This is a genomic window from Streptococcus downii (assembly GCF_004353325.1).
In the GTDB taxonomy this organism is placed as follows: domain Bacteria; phylum Bacillota; class Bacilli; order Lactobacillales; family Streptococcaceae; genus Streptococcus; species Streptococcus downii.
Genome location: NZ_MZNX01000006.1, coordinates 313477 through 331405, shown reverse-complemented (window position 1 = coordinate 331405; position 17929 = coordinate 313477). Strand labels below are relative to the sequence as shown.

16 protein-coding genes are annotated in these 17929 nt (G+C 40.2%); 9 read left to right on the top strand and 7 right to left on the bottom strand.

Annotated features, from left to right (window positions below; genetic code table 11):
- Window positions 1-120 precede the first annotated feature (120 nt).
- The 7 genes from E2R31_RS03535 to E2R31_RS03505 all read left to right on the top strand — a co-directional run bounded on the left by E2R31_RS03535 (window position 121) and on the right by E2R31_RS03505 (window position 6884).
- On the top strand, window positions 121-1050 hold the full coding sequence (locus E2R31_RS03535) for an ABC transporter permease (RefSeq protein WP_084925398.1): 930 nt from the start codon (window positions 121-123) through the stop codon (window positions 1048-1050).
- Between the two features lie 13 nt (window positions 1051-1063).
- On the top strand, window positions 1064-1987 hold the full coding sequence (locus E2R31_RS03530; RefSeq protein ID WP_000818344.1) for a carbohydrate ABC transporter permease: 924 nt from the start codon (window positions 1064-1066) through the stop codon (window positions 1985-1987).
- A 108-nt stretch (window positions 1988-2095) separates the two neighbouring features.
- The gene (locus E2R31_RS03525) at window positions 2096-3580 is read left to right on the top strand and encodes an ABC transporter substrate-binding protein (RefSeq protein ID WP_132972859.1); all 1485 of its coding nucleotides are present in this window, start codon (window positions 2096-2098) and stop codon (window positions 3578-3580) included.
- A gap of 160 nt (window positions 3581-3740) precedes the next feature.
- Window positions 3741-4430, top strand: a complete 690-nt coding sequence (locus tag E2R31_RS03520) for a CPBP family intramembrane glutamic endopeptidase (protein WP_132972857.1) — start codon at window positions 3741-3743, stop codon at window positions 4428-4430.
- A 56-nt stretch (window positions 4431-4486) separates the two neighbouring features.
- Window positions 4487-4783 (top strand): bacteriocin immunity family protein, encoded by a 297-nt coding sequence (locus E2R31_RS03515; RefSeq protein ID WP_165941783.1) that lies wholly within the window; start codon window positions 4487-4489, stop codon window positions 4781-4783.
- Between the two features lie 132 nt (window positions 4784-4915).
- Entirely contained in the window at window positions 4916-5902 is a 987-nt protein-coding gene (trhO, locus tag E2R31_RS03510) for an oxygen-dependent tRNA uridine(34) hydroxylase TrhO (protein ID WP_038805892.1), read from the top strand.
- Window positions 5903-6023: 121 nt separating this feature from the next.
- Window positions 6024-6884, top strand: a complete 861-nt coding sequence (locus E2R31_RS03505) for a DUF4299 family protein (RefSeq protein WP_132972853.1) — start codon at window positions 6024-6026, stop codon at window positions 6882-6884.
- Window positions 6885-6946: 62 nt separating this feature from the next.
- Here the strand turns inward: E2R31_RS03505 and E2R31_RS03500 are convergent, their stop codons facing one another.
- The 6 genes from E2R31_RS03500 to E2R31_RS03475 form a co-directional block, all read right to left on the bottom strand.
- Window positions 6947-7909, bottom strand: coding sequence for a DUF6574 domain-containing protein (locus E2R31_RS03500; protein ID WP_000191323.1), 963 nt, complete (start codon window positions 7907-7909; stop codon window positions 6947-6949).
- A gap of 62 nt (window positions 7910-7971) precedes the next feature.
- Window positions 7972-8904, bottom strand: a complete 933-nt coding sequence (locus E2R31_RS03495) for a DUF4097 family beta strand repeat-containing protein (protein ID WP_132972851.1) — start codon at window positions 8902-8904, stop codon at window positions 7972-7974.
- Window positions 8897-9490, bottom strand: coding sequence for a DUF1700 domain-containing protein (locus E2R31_RS03490; protein WP_132972849.1), 594 nt, complete (start codon window positions 9488-9490; stop codon window positions 8897-8899). Before E2R31_RS03490 ends, E2R31_RS03495 begins: the two co-directional genes overlap by 8 nt.
- Window positions 9477-9803, bottom strand: a complete 327-nt coding sequence (locus E2R31_RS03485) for a PadR family transcriptional regulator (protein WP_084852814.1) — start codon at window positions 9801-9803, stop codon at window positions 9477-9479. The genes E2R31_RS03490 and E2R31_RS03485 overlap by 14 nt, the downstream gene beginning before the upstream one ends.
- 155 nt (window positions 9804-9958) lie before the next feature.
- Window positions 9959-12853, bottom strand: coding sequence for a DUF2971 domain-containing protein (locus E2R31_RS03480; protein WP_243701285.1), 2895 nt, complete (start codon window positions 12851-12853; stop codon window positions 9959-9961).
- Between the two features lie 203 nt (window positions 12854-13056).
- On the bottom strand, window positions 13057-14223 hold the full coding sequence (locus tag E2R31_RS03475; RefSeq protein ID WP_132972847.1) for a CynX/NimT family MFS transporter: 1167 nt from the start codon (window positions 14221-14223) through the stop codon (window positions 13057-13059).
- Between the two features lie 208 nt (window positions 14224-14431).
- On the opposite strand from E2R31_RS03475, the gene E2R31_RS03470 reads away from it, so the two are divergent.
- Complete coding sequence (locus E2R31_RS03470; protein WP_132972845.1) at window positions 14432-15262, top strand: glycosyltransferase; 831 nt, start codon at window positions 14432-14434, stop codon at window positions 15260-15262.
- Window positions 15263-15340: 78 nt separating this feature from the next.
- Entirely contained in the window at window positions 15341-17191 is a 1851-nt protein-coding gene (locus E2R31_RS03465) for a nucleoside-diphosphate sugar epimerase/dehydratase (protein WP_132972843.1), read from the top strand.
- Window positions 17192-17286: 95 nt separating this feature from the next.
- Here the strand turns inward: E2R31_RS03465 and E2R31_RS03460 are convergent, their stop codons facing one another.
- The gene (locus E2R31_RS03460; RefSeq protein WP_132972841.1) at window positions 17287-17916 is read right to left on the bottom strand and encodes an HAD hydrolase-like protein; all 630 of its coding nucleotides are present in this window, start codon (window positions 17914-17916) and stop codon (window positions 17287-17289) included.
- Window positions 17917-17929: the final 13 nt, after the last annotated feature.

The window sequence follows — 17929 nt, the reverse complement described above, 5'->3', positions numbered from 1 at the left end:
GTTTTTTCTATAATTAGTAGTTTAAACTGACCTTCAAATAGGAGTATACTAATAATGTAATCGTTATCAAACCTAAAAATTCGATAGAATCAGTTTTTAGGAATAAAAAGGGAGGAAATTATGAAAAAGTTTTCAAAGACCTTGAGAGATAACTGGATCTTTCTCTTGATGGTTTTACCAGGGGCTCTCTGGCTGATTCTATTCTTTTACATTCCAGTATTTGGGAATGTGGTCGCCTTTAAAGACTACCATATGACCAGTAATGGTTTCATAGATAGTATTGTGAATAGTAAATGGGTCGGGTTAGATAATTTCAGATTCTTGTTTAGTTCAAAAGATGCCTTTATCATCACTCGAAATACTGTTCTTTACAATCTCGGCTTCATCTTTATCGGTTTGATTGTATCAGTAGGGATTGCCATTATCCTCAGTGAGCTTCGCTCTAAGAGAATGGTTAAGATTTTCCAAACGTCTATGTTGTTCCCTTACTTCTTGTCATGGGTTATCATCAGTTTCTTTACAGATGCCTTCCTAAACATTGACAAAGGGGTTTTCAACCATTTCCTAACATCCATTGGCATGAAGGAAATCAACTTCTATGCTGACTTAGGTATTTGGCCATATCTTCTCCTTTTCCTAGGAATTTGGAAAGGCTTTGGATATAGCAGTGTCATGTACTATGCGACGATCATGGGAATTGACCCAACTTATTACGAAGCAGCAACAGTGGACGGGGCTAGCAAGTGGCAACGTATTCGCAACGTAACCATTCCTCAGTTGACTCCGCTTGTAACAGTCTTGACCATCCTTGCAGTCGGAAATATCTTCCGTGCAGACTTTGGTCTCTTCTATCAAATCCCACACAATGCTGGTCAGCTTTACAATGTAACCAACGTTTTGGATGTATATGTCTTTAATGGTTTGACTCAGACAGCAGATATCGGTATGGCTTCAGCAGCCGGTCTTTACCAATCCGTTGTCGGTTTGATTCTAGTTATCCTATCAAACTTGCTTGCAAGACGAGTCGATCCAAACTCAGCTTTGTTCTAGAAAGGAGGAGAATATGGCAGAAAAGAAAATTAAAAAAGAAAAAATCGATAATGTCGGCATTCACTCCTTCAGTAAGAAAGCAGATATCTTCTTTAGTATCATCTCTGGTTTGATCGCTCTTTCTTGTATATTGCCCTTTATCTTCGTTATCATCATTTCGGTGACAGACGAAAAGAGCATCCTCCAGTATGGATATAGCTTTTTCCCTTCGAAATTTGGTGTAGATGGATTCCAGTTCTTAGCTCAGTTTAAAGATAAGATTCTCCAAGCGCTCTTTATCTCAGTTTTTGTAACCGTAGTCGGAACAGTGACCAACGTCTTCATTACAACCACTTATGCCTACGCCATCTCACGGACAACCTTTAAGTACCGCAGATTCTTCACAATCTTTGCCCTTCTCAGTATGTTGTTCAATGCTGGTTTGGTACCAGGCTATATCGTGGTGACTCGTTTGCTTCAACTTGGTGATACGGTTTGGGCCTTGATTGTTCCAATGCTTCTCTCACCATTCAACATCATCTTGATGCGTTCCTTCTTCAAGAAGACCATTCCAGAAGCCATTCTAGAATCTGCTCGTATCGATGGTGCCAGTGAAGCACGGATCTTCTTCCAGATCTGTTTACCATTGTCACTTCCAGGTATCGCAACTATCACGCTTTTGACAGCTCTTGGTTTCTGGAACGACTGGTTCAACGCCCTTCTTTACATCAAGAGTGACAACTTGTATCCATTGCAATATTTGCTCATGCAAATCCAGCAAAATATGGACTACATTGCAAAAGCAGTCGGCCTATCTGGCCAACTGGGAGTCGCTCTTCCAAAAGAAACAGGTCGTATGGCCATGGTTGTGGTTGCAACCCTTCCAATCGCGATTCTGTATCCATTCTTCCAACGCTACTTTGTAAAAGGTTTGACCATCGGTGGTGTGAAAGAGTAGCACTTGCTGAGAAACACCGTTTCTCCCTTCCCAACTTCATCTTAGTGACTGAAGTTACAAATCATTAAATCGTTTATAAGTTTAAAAATAAAAAAAGGAGTTTTTATCATGAAAAACTGGAAAAAATATGCTTTTGCATCTGCTAGCGTAGTCGCTTTGGCTGCAAGCCTTGCCGCTTGTGGAAACCTTTCAGGTAACAACAAAAAAGCTGCTGACTCAGCTTCAGGTGACAAACCTGTTCTTAAAATGTACCAAATCGGTGACAAACCAGACAACTTGGATGAATTGCTAGAAAATGCTAACAAAATCATCGAAGAAAAAGTTGGTGCTAAATTGGATATCCAATACCTTGGATGGGGTGACTACGGTAAGAAAATGTCAGTTATCACATCATCAGGTGAAAACTACGATATCGCTTTTGCAGATAACTATGTCGTAAATGCTCAAAAAGGTGCTTATGCGGACTTGACAGAATTGTACAAGAAAGAAGGAGCAGAGCTTTACAAAGCACTTGACCCAGCTTACATCAAAGGGAACACTGTAAACGGTAAGATTTACGCTGTTCCAGTTGCAGCCAACGTTGCATCATCTCAAAACTTTGCCTTTAACGGCGCTCTTCTTGCCAAATATGGCATTGACATTTCAGGTGTCACTTCATACGAAACACTTGAACCAGTCTTGAAACAAATCAAAGAAAAAGCTCCAGACGTAGTACCATTTGCGGTTACGAAGAACTTTATCCCATCTGATAACTTTGACTACCCAGTGCCAAATGGACTTCCATTCGTTATCGACCTTGAAGGAGATACTACTAAGATCGTAAACCGTTACGAAGTACCTCGTTTCAAAGAACACTTGAAGACTCTTCACAAATTCTATGAAGCAGGATATATTCCAAAAGACGTAGCAACAAGCGACACTTCATTTGACCTTCAACAAGATACTTGGTTCGTTCGTGAAGAAACAGTAGGACCAGCTGACTATGGTAACAGCTTGCTTTCACGTGTTGCTAACAAAGACATCCAAATCAAACCAATCACTAACTTTATCAAGAAAAATCAAACAACACAAGTTGCTAACTTTGTCATCTCAAACAACTCTAAGAACAAAGAAAAATCAATGGAAGTGTTGAATCTCTTGAACACAAACCCAGAACTCTTGAACGGACTTGTTTACGGTCCAGAAGGCAAGAACTGGGAAAAAGTTGAAGGTAAAGAAAACCGTGTTCGCGTCCTTGATGGATACAAAGGAAACACTCACATGTCAGGTTGGAACACTGGTAACAACTGGATCCTTTACATCAACGAAAACGTTACAGACCAACAAATCGAAGATTCTAAGAAACAATTGGCAGAAGCTAAAGAATCTCCAGCGCTTGGATTCATCTTTAACACTGACAGTGTCAAATCTGAAATTTCAGCAATCTCTAACACAATGCAACAATTCGATACAGCTATCAACACTGGTACTGTAGACCCAGATAAAGCAATCCCAGAATTGATGGAAAAATTGAAATCTGAAGGTGCCTACGAAAAAGTATTGAACGAAATGCAAAAACAATACGACGAATTCTTGAAAAACAAAAAATCATAAGATCGATTGATTTCGTGTATTCATTCCTAATTCCTAAAAATGTGATCACTGCCTTCCTTAGTTCTCTAGGGGAGGTAGTGATTTTTAGGATGCAAAGATGAAAGTAGCAATTCTGAGAGTTTAGGTGATGGGATACACATATATCTACAGGAGGTCTATCATGAAAAGGTATCGTCTTCTTTTCAAAATGAGTGCTGTCTTCTCTTACCTATTTTTCGTATTTGGTCTTTCTCAGCTGACTCTTATCGTCCAAAACTATTGGCAATTTTCTTCTCAGATAGGAAATTTCTTCTGGATTCGAAATATCTTGAGTTTGCTATTTAGTGGAGTTATGATTGGGATTCTTGTTAAGACAGGCCATGGCTATCTCTTTCGCGTTTCGAGAAAAAAATGGCTCTGGTATTCAATCCTAACAGCCCTAGTAGCGGTAGCTCATATATTTTTTAATATTCAAACAGCTAAACACGTTCAGTCAACTGCTGAAGGTTGGGCCGTATTGATCGGTTATAGTGGGACTAACTTTGCCGAGCTAGGTCTCTATATAACCTTGTTCTTTCTGGGGCCATTGATGGAAGAGTTGCTCTATAGAGGATTACTTCAACACGCCTTCTTTAAACATTCGCGATTTGGCCTTGATTTGCTCCTTCCTTCCATTTTATTTGCACTTCCTCATTTTTCAAGTCTGCCTAGTCTGTTAGATATTTTCGTTTTTACAACATTTGGAATCATTTTTGCTGGTTTGACACGCTATACCAAGAGCATTTATCCATCCTATGCGGTGCATGTTATCAATAATATTGTCGCGACATTACCATTTTTGCTGACTTTTTTACACAGGGTATTTGGGTAAAATATTGGTACGAGAGTTAGGAATGATAGTTTTTCAATTTAAGGAGGAAAATAAGAATGACACCATTAAAATGGTTTGTAGGAGGAAGCGAAAGGCGTTGTGAAGCGATGACTATCATAGAACACCTATTGGAAGACATAAAGGATACGCCTCAACTGATTCCCTTGAAAAGTCAGTTAGTGATTTATAAAAAGAGATTAAAGGATGATGGGACCTCTACTCCGTTTGTTCTGAGTCAAATGAATGTTGACATCTCACGTGTGTTAATTGACAATAAGCTGATTTTGTCAGGAAGTCAAGCTGAGCAGATTAAAAAATTGAGAGGATTATCTGCGATTCGCTATGGTTACTGATGAAGTGCAGGGACAGGGCGTTTTCTATAAATTTCCGGTCAAATAAATTGCATTCGTTTTCCCAAGTGGGTATACTAGTATAGTTGAATGAAAAATTCTGAAAATTTAAGAATAGAAAAGAGAACAAATCTTATGGCAAAAGATATTCGTGTCTTACTTTACTACCTTTATACTCCAATTGAAAATGCAGAGCAATTTGCTGCAGACCACTTGGCTTTCTGTAAATCAATCGGCCTCAAAGGCCGTATCCTAGTCGCTGACGAGGGGATTAACGGAACCGTTTCAGGTGACTACGAAACAACTCAAAAATACATGGACTACGTTCACAGCCTACCAGGAATGGAAGACCTCTGGTTCAAGATTGACGAAGAAAGTGAACAAGCCTTCAAGAAGATGTTTGTTCGCTACAAGAAAGAAATTGTCCACCTTGGTTTGGAAGACAACGACTTTGATAATGACATCAACCCACTTGAAACAACAGGTGCTTACTTGTCTCCAAAAGAGTTTAAAGAAGCCCTTCTTGACGAAGATACAGTGGTTCTTGACACACGTAACGATTATGAGTACGACCTAGGGCACTTCCGTGGGGCTATTCGCCCAGACATCCGCAACTTCCGTGAGTTACCACAATGGGTTCGTGACAACAAGGAAAAATTCATGGACAAGCGTGTCGTGGTTTACTGTACAGGTGGCGTTCGCTGTGAGAAATTCTCAGGTTGGATGGTTCGTGAAGGCTACAAAGATGTTGGCCAATTGCACGGAGGAATCGCAACTTACGGTAAAGACCCAGAAGTCCAAGGTGAACTTTGGGATGGGAAAATGTACGTCTTTGACGAGCGTATCGCAGTTGATGTCAACCATGTCAATCCAACCATCGTAGGGAAAGACTGGTTTGATGGAACACCATGTGAACGCTATGTCAACTGTGGCAATCCCTTCTGTAACCGTCGTATCTTGACATCAGAAGAAAATGAAGACAAGTACCTTCGTGGATGCTCACACGAGTGTCGTGTTCACCCACGAAACCGCTATGTTTCAGAAAATGAATTGACACAAGCAGAAGTGGTGGAGCGCCTAGCTGCTATCGGTGAAAGCTTGGATCAGGTCGCTTCAGTATAAAGCAAACAGCCTTCAGGGGCTGTTTTTCTATGCTTTTTATCTAAAAATCTAAAATTTGTTTCTGTATCTTTCAGGAAAATAGGATTATACTGTATGTAAACGATTTCAAAGGAGGCCAGTTATGGCGAAAACATTTTTTATCCCAAATAAAGAAAGCATTCTAGGACAACAGGAGGTCTTGACTGCCAAGTCCATCTTGGCCTTGGTGGAGGGCTTGGAGTCACACAGTTATGATGCGGTCTATCTCCGTCAGCCCCTCAATCGTCTCGAGTACATGGAGTGTGGGATTGTAGGCCAGTCGCAATTTCTCTTTAAAGTGAACTATGCGGATAGTCGAAAAGGTTATCAAGTGGTGATTCCAGACTTCCTTACCAGAGCAGACTGGGAGATTGTAGAGACTCTCCTCCAGGCCCTATCGAGTAAGTTGGGGCAAGCGGTAGAAGGACTAGAAGGATTTGACTTTGAAGCTTATTTCCGACAAACGGTCAAGCATTATCTAGCTGACAAAGCAGCTCGTCTAGTATATTGCCAAGGACTCTTGTCACCTATCTATCTCAACAAGGAATACCTCGAGAGCTTTTTGGCTGAGGATGGATTGGTACGTTTTGAAGAGCTGGTCAAGAAGGTTCAAGGATCTGATGCCTACCTTGCCAGTGTGAAATTTTACCCAGATGCTCAAGGTAAGGTGCACGGTATCTATCACCTAGCCCAGGGAGTCAAGACGATTTTGCCAAAGGAACCCTTTGTACCAGTGCCTTACACCGAACAGCTGGCAGGCAAGGAACTTGTTTGGGAGATTGACCTAGTGGCGATTTCTGGTGATGGTTCAAAAGCCGAAGACTACGAATCCATCGCTCGCTTGGATTATGAAAAATTCCTAGAGTCACTACCAACAGCATTTTACCACCAACTAGATGCCAATCAACTAGAAGTACAAGCCATTTTGGGAAAAGATTTTGAGGAATTGGCAAGCATCGAGTAGCCCTTGTTCAAAAAAGAGTAAGTATAAAAATCCCTGTCATTAATAAATGGCAGGGATTTTGGTTAAAAGAATGTCAGGATGCGAAGGTAGTCCACTGTCAGGGCTAACTCTGCAATGAGGAAGGGTAAGAGAATAGCGCCATCAAGTAAGACAGCTAGCAGGAATCGATAAAATGGGTCGAGGCTACTGGTCTTACTTGGCTTGCTAATCACAAAGAGATTGCCAAGGGCAAAGATGGCCATGCTTAGAAGAGTGAGGATGCCAGCAAATCGCAAGCCACCAAAGAGTGCAAAGAAACTTGCTAGAGCTGTTAGGACAAGTGGGATAGCAAAGAGTCTGCTGTAACGATCAAAGGCTTCTTGGAATGTAAAGTCGCTCTCCTGGTCCAGTACACGTCGGACAGTAAAGCCTCCCAAAATGATGGAAAAGTAAAATAGAGCGCTAGCGACCAGAATCGAAAGCCCAGCAAAGAGATCTAAAGGTGGGAGCTGATTAGGAGAACCATTAGCAATAGAAATCATATAGCCATAGTAGAGGCGCTTGATATGATAGATACTAAAGAAAAGGTTAATCGAGGACAGAAGAGTGAGCAGGGCAAAGACACTGTAACGATGCTTTTGATCTGTAGTTTTGCTAGCAGTTGGTTCTTGGATAGCATCCAGTAGCCAAGTCCAAAATAGTGCGATTTCTTCTTTTAATCGGGCAGTTTTACGAGGGTCAATATCTGGGATATAGGGGCTTTCTAAAGCCTTGCTGAGGATGCTTTTCTCTTTTACAGAGTTTTCTTGGTTGTGTTCCTCTTCAGCTTTCCCTTCTCCCTCTTCCTCGGTTTGGGTTTCTTCTATCGTTTCGGGAGCTTCCTCCTCATGCGTTTCCGACTCTTCAGGTGAGACAGGTATTTCTTCGCTTGCTTGTGGTTCAGTCTCCACGGTTTCCGAAGTCTCAGGCTCGTCGGGCTGGATTTCCGATTTCGACTGAGGCGATTTCTTCTCAAGATCGGCACTTTCAAACCATTCTTGTGTCATGGTGGAACCTCCTTTTTTATGGTTATTTTCTATTTTTAGATTAGCAGATGAAAGCGTTTTTATCAATGGTTGCTAGGTGGGGCAGAGTACTCTTCTTCCTTGGGGAGGTAGATATCCTGATTGGCTTTTATGATGAGCAGGTCCTTGACATTTGCTTTTTCCGTTTTATAAGGGTTGGCAAGTTCATTCTCTTTTTGTCCACGATGTTCTTCTTTGGGTTGACGATAGATACCACCATGCTGAGAAGAAAGATCTAGATTGATACGGTCAGTCTCTTTCTGGGAGAGAATGAGTTTTAGAGTGGAATGGGCTTCTAGCTCAACCTTGCCGTGGACCTTGATATTCTCAGCATAGATGTGTTCCCCTTCCGTCTTGACTTGACTATCTGTCAATTCTGTATCAAAGATATTGATGATATGAGGTGTCGTTAGTGTGCTGTTCTTGATGGAGCTTTCTGTTATTCTTAAGTGGTAGCCTTTTGTTTTGATTGTCGCATTTTCAAGGTTGGCTTGACGAATATTAGTTTGTCCACGATTGGCTGAGACGGTGATAGCTTGCAGCTTTCTTCCTTTAGGTAGGGAGAGAACAACTTCGTCAAAACGATTAGAATAACTGCTGGCAATACGAAGTAGGCCTTCGATTCCTGAACCTAGAAAGCGATGTTGGGAGGCTTGTTTGTCAGTGACGGTCAGTGTTTTGTCACTCATGCCAGTAGTCAGATCGTGACGGCCAGACACTGACGGATGATAGGTGATATGGATCTTGTCATCTACAGACTCTGTGATGGTCAGGCTATGTTCTTCAAGGGCTAGATCAAGTTTTTCCACTTCATTTCCAAAGGTCACTTCTTCGATACGATTGTCATAGACGGGATCTTTTGACATGGCAAGCAAACTTTGAATACCATTGGACTGGGCGCCTACAATGATCATGATAAAACCAAGGATCGTAGCAATCACACCAAAGATGAGAAATCCTTTTGTCAATTTACGCATGTCTGTCACCTCTCTTTCCTTTTTTAAGAATCCATTGCACCAAGCGAACGACCAGGAGCCCAAAGAAACGAGCTACATAGGATATGCCCAGTAGAACAAGAGAAGAAGCACCGATAGCAAGCAAACCAGCCCCGAAAATCAAGATAAAGGCAGATTTGGCTTCGACTAGGACACTAAAACTCTCTACGATAAAGAGTCCGCCCAGTAGGATCCCTGTCACAGAGACAGTAAAGAAGGCTAGAATGACGGAGGCAGCTGCGATAAAAAGCCCGATAATGGTTAAGATAATTGCAATTCCAACAGGAATTCCGATAGGGGCTGCTAGTAAGGCAAGTAGGGCAATGTGTAGCAGTTGACGGTCATTCTTTTGAGCAGGTGCCTCATTGACCTTTTTATCGAGAAGATCAGAGAGGATATCATGGGCCGCTTCTTTTGGTGTTCCCAGACTGGCAATGAGTTCCTCTTCTCCCTCTGTACCTGCATCGTCAAATAGTTCCTTAAAGTAGTCCATAGCTTCGATGCGGTCAGCTTCAGGTAGTTTATGGAGATAGGTTTCTAACTGAGTCAGATAGTCAGTTCTTGTCATGGCGGATACTCCCTTCTATGATGCCGTTGACGGTGTCGGTATAGAGCGTCCACTCTTCCTTTAGAGTAATGAGCTGCTCTACGCCCCGATTAGTCAAGGAGTAGTATTTGCGCATACGCCCCTGAAACTCTCTAGAGTAGGTGGTCAGAAAGCCACTGGCTTCCAATTTTTTGAGAATGGGATAGAGCGTAGATTCTTTGATATTGGCAATGAGCTTAATGGTTTGGCTAATCTCATAACCATAAGAATCCCCCTGCTCCAGTACAGCCAAGATGAGAAACTCAATCAAGGCAGAGGATGTTGGGAAGTACATGGGAAACCTCCTTTTCATTATATAAAAATTTTATATATACTCTTTTCAAATATATTGTATCTCAAGTTGAAAGCCCTGTCAAGAAATATGTGTAAAAATTTTATATATAAAAAACTCCTAGTAAAAACTAGAAGTTTAGAGGATGTTGCCAGCCTTTATCTAAATTTTATCGTAGATTTCTTATACTTAATTTCCTTATCTAAAAGTTTTAATAGAGGAGTTACGTACTCAGGATTTGGAAACTTAGGACCGAAAATGACTTCATCGATTTGAATCTTTTCTTTTCTCTCCAGATAAAGTTTACCGAATTCAGGAGAGTAATCAATTTTTATATCATCATTATCTGGTTTTAAATTAGCAAATTGCAAAATACGTAATTCTTCCTCATACTTGTAATCGACCGATTTGAACAAGTAGCGGATTTCTTCTATACAGTCACCAATGGCTTTTTTATAGAATGGATCCCCAGAATTTTTATAGTCCCTTAATTCTGATTTTAAATCCTCTAACAGTCCTTTTAATCGTGTTACTTCTTCATTTGTGAATAGTTCACTTTCTTCGATGTTGAATTGGTCATTGGAGTAATGAACATAAGCTACGCGATATAAATAATCCATATTAGTATTCAGTGTAGAATATTTGTCTTCAGAATTTTGTACATTTTCATTGCCTTTAATAGCTATATCTTTGTCGGATTCATTTAGAGAGTTATCGTTTTGGATTTCAACACTTGAGTTTATTTTATGGCCGACTTGTTTATCTGAGATTTTTTGATACCAAGGAAGGTCACTAAGTGAATGATAACGAGCAAAATTATCCTCTTTAAGTACAATGCAAACTCCTTCTGCATTATTACCATATTGTGACCACATAGCTAGGTCATCTACTTTGGTAGTGAAACTCATTAAGAACCAAGAGCTAGGCTCCAAAGGATTGCGTTTTTCTAATTTTAAAATGTCTTCGAGAATGACGCCTTCTTCAGGATCGTTCATGTAGTTGGCGTTATTCAGACGAGTCTTTCCTGAGATGGAGAATGGAGCCACCTCCCTCTTTCCTAGTATGCTTTGGAGTGCTTCTCCTGAAGTATAGTGACCGAAGTTTAGTTTTCTATTTTTTTCCTCAGCCTTCAATCCAAGCTCATACTTGAGTTGTTGGACAAGCGTGTAAATTTTAATTAGTTTATTGATTTTTGTTGAGTCTTCTCCGTAATGCTCTATCCAATCTTTTAAAATATCATATTTTGTATCAGAGATGATACCAAGTTTTAAGGTGCGAATAAGCAAATTTTTCTCTTTTTCATCTTTCCCTTCTTCAATAGATGAATCAAAACAAAGTTTATCCAGAGCTTTTACGATATTAGTAGTGGAAATCTGAACTTGATCTTGCTTAAATTGTTCTTCGTTTTCGAGTATCTCGATGAGCATATTTAAAATTTTAATACTCGGAATAGATTCTAGTGACTGATAGATATCCTTTAGGAGATTTGATTGTTCTATTTGATTATTTTTTACCAAATCCATCCGTGCTGTAAGATATTGAACAGTAATTTCTTCAGATTGTACGAATCTATCGTGTAATCTTTTTAATTTATCTATGATTTCAAGTTTTTCCTCTTCATTTTGTTGTTTAGTGATAATTTTGGCAAGAGCTTCAGCGTAGCATAAAGTGATATCTTCATTTTTTTCAAAATTATAAGCTAATTTCTTTAGTTTAGAAACCGTATCATTCAATTTATCTAAGTTGGTTTGTTTCAGTGATAAATTGACTAAAGCTGTAGCATACGATAAAGCGATGTTCTCAGGCTTCTCGAACTTTTCGTATATGACCTGAATTTTCTGAGTAGTTTTAGCGATTTCATCAGATTTAGTCTGTTTATCAGATAGGTAGACTAAAGCCATAGCATACCGTAAAGCAATGCTTTGAGGCTCATTAAATTTTTTGTAAATATCTTTAATTTCCTGAGTAGTTCCAACAATCTCTCCAGCTTTAGACTGTTTATTTGATAAACTGACTAAAGCTGAAGCATACTGTAAAGCAATATCTTGAGGCTCGTTGAACTTTATATAAATATCTTTAATTTTCTGAGCAGTTTCAGCAACTTCTTCTAATTCAGTCTGTTTAATTGATAAATTAGCCAAAGTCATAGCATACCGTAAAACAATGTCTTGAGAATTTTGAAACCTTAATGTTAAGTCTTCTAGTTTAGATATAGTTTCATTACGTTGTTTGATGTCATTTTGGTTGTTTGAAAGATTGAATAAAGCGTTAGCATACCGTAAAGCAATGTCTTGGGAATTTTGAAACCTTAATGATAAGTCTTTTAGTTTAGATATAGTTTCATTACGTTGTTTGATGTCATTTTGGGCGTTTGAAAGATTGAATAAAGCGTTAGCATACTGTAAAGCAATGTCTTGAGAATTTTGAAACTCTAATGATAAGTCTTCTAATGTAGATATAGTTTCTTTACGATCGTTGATATCATTTTGGTTGTTTGAAAGATTGAATAAAGCCATAGCATACGACAAAGCAATCTTTTGTGCCTTATTGAACTTTTTGCAAATATCTTTAATTTCTTGAGTGATCCCAGCGATTTCATCAGCTTCAGTCTTTTTAGCAGATAGAGTAACTAAAGCTCTAGCATACTGTAAAGCAATACCTTGTGCCTCATTGAACTTTTTGTAAATATCTTTAATTTTTTGAGTAGTTTCAGTAACTTCTTCTAATTCAGTCTGTTTAATTGATAAATTAGCTAAAGCCGTAGCATACGATAAAGCAATATCCTGAGAATCAGGAAATTCTTTATTTAAAGTTCGTACTTTTTCAATGATAAACATTTGATCCTTTTCGGTAGTTTGCATCGTTGATAGTTTCACTAAAACTCTAGCACATGCCTCTGCAAGATTTTCAGATTCTGGAAAATTCTCCTGTAATGCTTTAAGTTTTTCCGTAATAAGTGTAAAGTCAGGGGAGTCTGCTTCTTTAGTCGCTATCTCAACGAGCTTATCTAACTCTGCTATACTTTGATCCAAATTGTATTTCTGTTCATCCATTCTATGCACCTCACTTGAAATAGTAGCTATCTTATAAACTAATTTATTTTTCGCATGACAATTAGTTTCTATACATCTTATTATATCAAAAATACTACCTTTCTGCTAACAGATGGATGGTGCTTTTTCTTGATAGAAACGCCTAAAAAACCAGACTCTGTCTGGCTTTGCATTGTTTATATCTGAGAAGTATTTTAGAATAATTAAAGGATTTTATCTGTCCGATCTACCATAAAGAGTGAGATAGTCATGATGATATCGATGGCTAGAAGGGCAAGAACCGCTGGGATCCAAGACTGGAAAAGTTCAAAACTATAACCAAACAAGGTAGGGCCAAAGGCTGCCAAGATGTAGCCCCCTGTTTGCGCTAGACCTGAGAGTTTCGCAGTCTTTTCAGGCGAGCTGGTCTTAAGTGAGAAGCAAACCATGAGATAAGGAAAGAGAGCACTACAGGCTGTTCCAATCAAGAGGTGAGCGACTAGCCAGTAGAGGAAGTTGTCGCTTGGATACAAGAGCATGGCAATTCCTATCATACCAGCGATAGAGATAATTGCCAGCATGATTTGACGGTGGCTGTCTGACAAACGAGTCGTCAGACTTGGGATGGTCATGGAAAAAGGAATGCTAATCAGCGAAAAGATAGAAGCAAGAAGAGCCGCATCGCTATTAGAAAGACCAGCACTAATAGCCATAGTCGGCAACCAGGTCATACTTGTATAAAAGAGCAAGGACTGAAGACCGCCAAAGACAATGATGGCCCAGACAGATTTGCTTTTTAGAGTATTTTCTTTCGATTTCTTTTCTTGCTGGCCTTCTAGATAGTGGTTGTGGCGATGATTTGGCAACCAGACTAGCAGAGTGACCAAGCAGAGGAGGCTGAGAACAAGGATCAAGCCCTTCCAAGAACTAGCTTGGATGATAGGGACAGATAGATAGGAGGCAATAGCTGTGGAAATCCCCATAGAAGTGACATAGAGTGTCGTTAGGAGACTGATTTTTTGAGGCTGATTTGCCTGAATCATACTTGGGAGAAGAACATTAAAAATAGCAATGCTCGCTCCGACAATCAGGGTTCCTAGATAGAGAAGGGGAAGATTAAAGATACGAATGACAGAACTAATAGTTAAGAGAAGGAGACAGTAGGTAAAGAGATGCTCTAGTCCAATCTTTTGCGCCAAGCGACTTGCAAAAGCAGAGAAAAGAGCAAACATTAAGAGAGGGAGACTGGTTAAAATACCGAGAGAACTAACCTCGACTCCTAGCCCCTGAGCGATATCTCCTAAAATGGTTGGAAGAGCAGTAAAAGGAGAGCGCAAAACAGTCCCGATTAAGACAATTCCTAGAACAAAAAAGAGTGATTGTTTTTTCATGAAAACCTCGATAAGATGATTTTAATAACAGCTTATTTTAAGGTTTTTTCCTTATAATGTCAAGGAGAGGACTAGAAAGTCCAGCCCATCTTGCTTGAAAATATACAGACTCTTTTACTAAGTTTTTCATAGAATTAAAATAAAAATAGGAAACTAGGAAATTTTGTGATAAAATAGTGGAAGGAAATCTATAAATTGGAGAAAAACTGTGTCTGAAAAGCAAAAAATCAGCGTCTTGATGTCGGTCTATGTAAAGGAAAATCCGACGTTTTTGAGAGATGCTATCAAGAGTATTCAAAACCAGACCTTGAAACCAAGTGAGCTTGTTCTTGTTGAGGACGGGCCGCTCACGCCCGAACTCTATCAGGTGCTAGATGAAGTGGAAGCGCAGTCAGAGATTCCAGTTAAGCGTTGCCCCTTAGAAGAAAATCAAGGTTTGGGTTTGGCTCTTCGATACGGTGTTTTACAGTGTCAGTACGATATCATCGCTCGCATGGATACAGATGATATAGCTGTTCCGGATCGTTTTGAGAAACAGCTTCAGCTAATGGAGAAAGAAGATCTCGATCTCTTAGGCGGGCATATCGCAGAGTTTATTGACAATCCTGACGAGATTGTTTCTTACCGTCGTGTTCCAACTCAGCACGCAGACATTGTGGCTTATCAGAGAATGAGAAGCGCCTTTAACCACATGACAGTCATGTTCAAGAAGGATATGGTTCTCAAGGCAGGCAACTATGAAGATGGGCTTTATATGGAGGATGATCTCCTCTGGCTCAATATGATTGCCGCAGGTGCCAAGACTGGAAACCTCGATCAGATCTTGTGTCAGGTTCGTGTCGGTGCAGGGATGTTTGAACGTCGAGGCGGTCTGCGCTACCTCAGACTCTATCGCCAAGCTCGTCAGCGCATGCTTGAAAGAGGGCAAATTTCCTACATGGAATATGCGAAAAGCATTGCCATTCAGGCGATTGTGGCACTTTGTCCAGGCTTTGTACGTCAGTTTATTTTTGTGAAATTATTAAGAAAAAATAAATAGTATTGTAAAAGATAAATAGCTCAAAAATGTTATAATAACAATATATATTTAAATTCTTTTAAGAAAGAGTAAATTCCTATGAATAAAAAACTAACAGATTATGTGATTGATCTGGTTGAAATTTTAAATAAACAGCAAAAGCAGGTGTTCTGGGGTGTATTTGACATTATTAGTATGGTGGTTTCCATCATCGTGTCTTACATTCTCTTTTATGGCTTGATTAACCCAGCGCCTGTGGATTATGTTATCTATACTGGTTTGGCTTTTCTCCTCTATCAAATCATGATTGGATTTTGGGGGCTCAATGCGAGTATTAGTCGTTACAGCAAGATTACGGATTTTATGAAAATCTTTTTCGGAGTGATGCTCAGTAGTGTATTTTCCTATGGAATTTGCTACGCTTTTCTTCCTCTGTTTTCTATCCGGTTCATCATACTCTTTATCTTATTGAGTACCTTCCTGATCTTGCTTCCTCGTATCACTTGGCAGCTGATTTATTCTAAGCGCAAGCAGGGTAGTGGGGAGGGAGAACACCGCCGTACCTTCTTGATTGGTGCTGGTGATGGTGGGGCCCTCTTTATGAACAGCTACCAACACCCAACTAGTGACCTTGAGTTAGTGGGAATTTTGGATAATGATGAGAAGAAAAAGGGACAAAAACTAGGTGGAATTTCCGTTTTGGGTTCTTATGATAATCTGCCTGAATTGGCCAAACGTCACCAAATCGAGCGCGTCATCGTAGCCATCCCTTCGCTTGATCCGTCAGAGTACGAACGTATCCTGCAGATGTGTAATAAACTCGGTATCAAATGTTACAAGATGCCCAAGGTTGAGACAGTTGTTCAAGGGCTTCACCAACCAGGTAGTGGTTTCCAGAAGATTGACATTACAGACCTTTTGGGTCGTCAGGAAATCCGTCTTGACGAATCCCGTCTTGGTGCAGAGCTTACAGGCAAGACCATCCTGGTGACAGGAGCCGGCGGTTCGATTGGTTCAGAGATTTGTCGTCAGGTCAGTCGCTTCAATCCTGAACGCGTGATTTTGCTGGGACATGGCGAAAATTCCATCTACCTCGTTTATCATGAATTGATCCGTACATTCCAAGGGATTGATTATGTTCCTGTTATTGCAGATATTCAGGACTATGATCGCCTTCTACAGGTATTTGAACAGTACAAACCGGCTATCGTTTACCATGCTGCTGCTCACAAACACGTTCCGATGATGGAGCGCAATCCAAAAGAAGCCTTCAAGAACAATATCCTTGGAACCTACAATGTTGCCAAGGCTGTTGATGCAGCCAAAGTACCTAAGATGGTCATGATTTCGACAGACAAGGCGGTCAATCCACCGAATGTTATGGGCGCAACCAAGCGCGTGGCAGAATTGATTGTCACTGGCTTTAACCAACGTAGCAAATCAACCTACTGTGCAGTCCGTTTTGGGAATGTTCTCGGTAGCCGTGGTAGCGTGATTCCTGTCTTTGAACGTCAGATTGCTGAAGGCGGTCCTGTAACGGTGACAGACTTCCGTATGACACGTTACTTCATGACCATTCCAGAGGCTAGCCGTCTGGTAATCCATGCAGGGGCTTATGCCAAGGACGGAGAAGTCTTTATCCTTGATATGGGCAAACCAGTCAAGATCTATGACTTAGCCAAGAAAATGGTGCTTCTAAGCGGGCACACAGAAAGTGAAATTCCAATTGTTGAAGTAGGTATTCGCCCAGGTGAAAAACTCTATGAAGAACTTTTGGTTTCGACCGAATTGGTTGATAACCAAGTTATGGACAAGATTTTCGTTGGTAAGGTAAATGTCATGCCACTAGAAGCCATCAATCAGAAAATTGAAGAGTTCCGTTCACTCAGCGGAAATGAGCTAAAAGAAGCGATCATTTCCTTTGCAAATGAAACAACTCATATTGAGTAAGAGTGACTCATACAATTAATCATAAATCAAAGACCAAGGTTTTGTATAGACAGAACCTTGGTCTTTTTACTCTGTAGTTTGAAGATATTAGCTTGTTATAGCTGACTGATGATATCATCGATTGTATGGGCAATCCAGTCGGGTTGATAGCTGAGTAAATCAGCCTCTTCTCCAAATCCCCAAGTGACAGCAAACTTTTTAATGCCAGTTTCTTGGGCTCCGATCATATCAAACTTGGTGTCGCCAATGATGAGGACTTGGTCTGCAGGGAGTTGATGCGTTTGCAAGGCATAACGGATGACATCCGCCTTGTGTGGTGTTTCAGGACTAGAACCGTAAATGCCGTCAAAGAAATGATGAATTCCCAGATTTTTAGTCATATCATGAGCAGTAGGAGTATTCTTTGTTGTGGTGATATAGAGAGGATAGGTTTGCGAGAGTTCTTGAAGCAATTCCGTCATTCGAGGGAAGAGCTGCGCTTCGTGGATCCCTTTTTTCTTGTAGTAAGAACGGTAGGTTTGAACAGCTTCCGAGATTTGCTCCTTTGGGAGACAAGTTGCAAAACTAGTTTCAAGCGGTGGACCCATGAAACCACGAATTGTTTTAGCATCAGGAGTCGGAACTCCCAGTTGTTCAAAGGTATGAGTAAAGGAATTGTGGATTCCGATGGAACTGTCAACGAGGGTTCCGTCTAGATCGAAAAAGATGGCTGAGATTGATGACATAGTTTCTCCTATT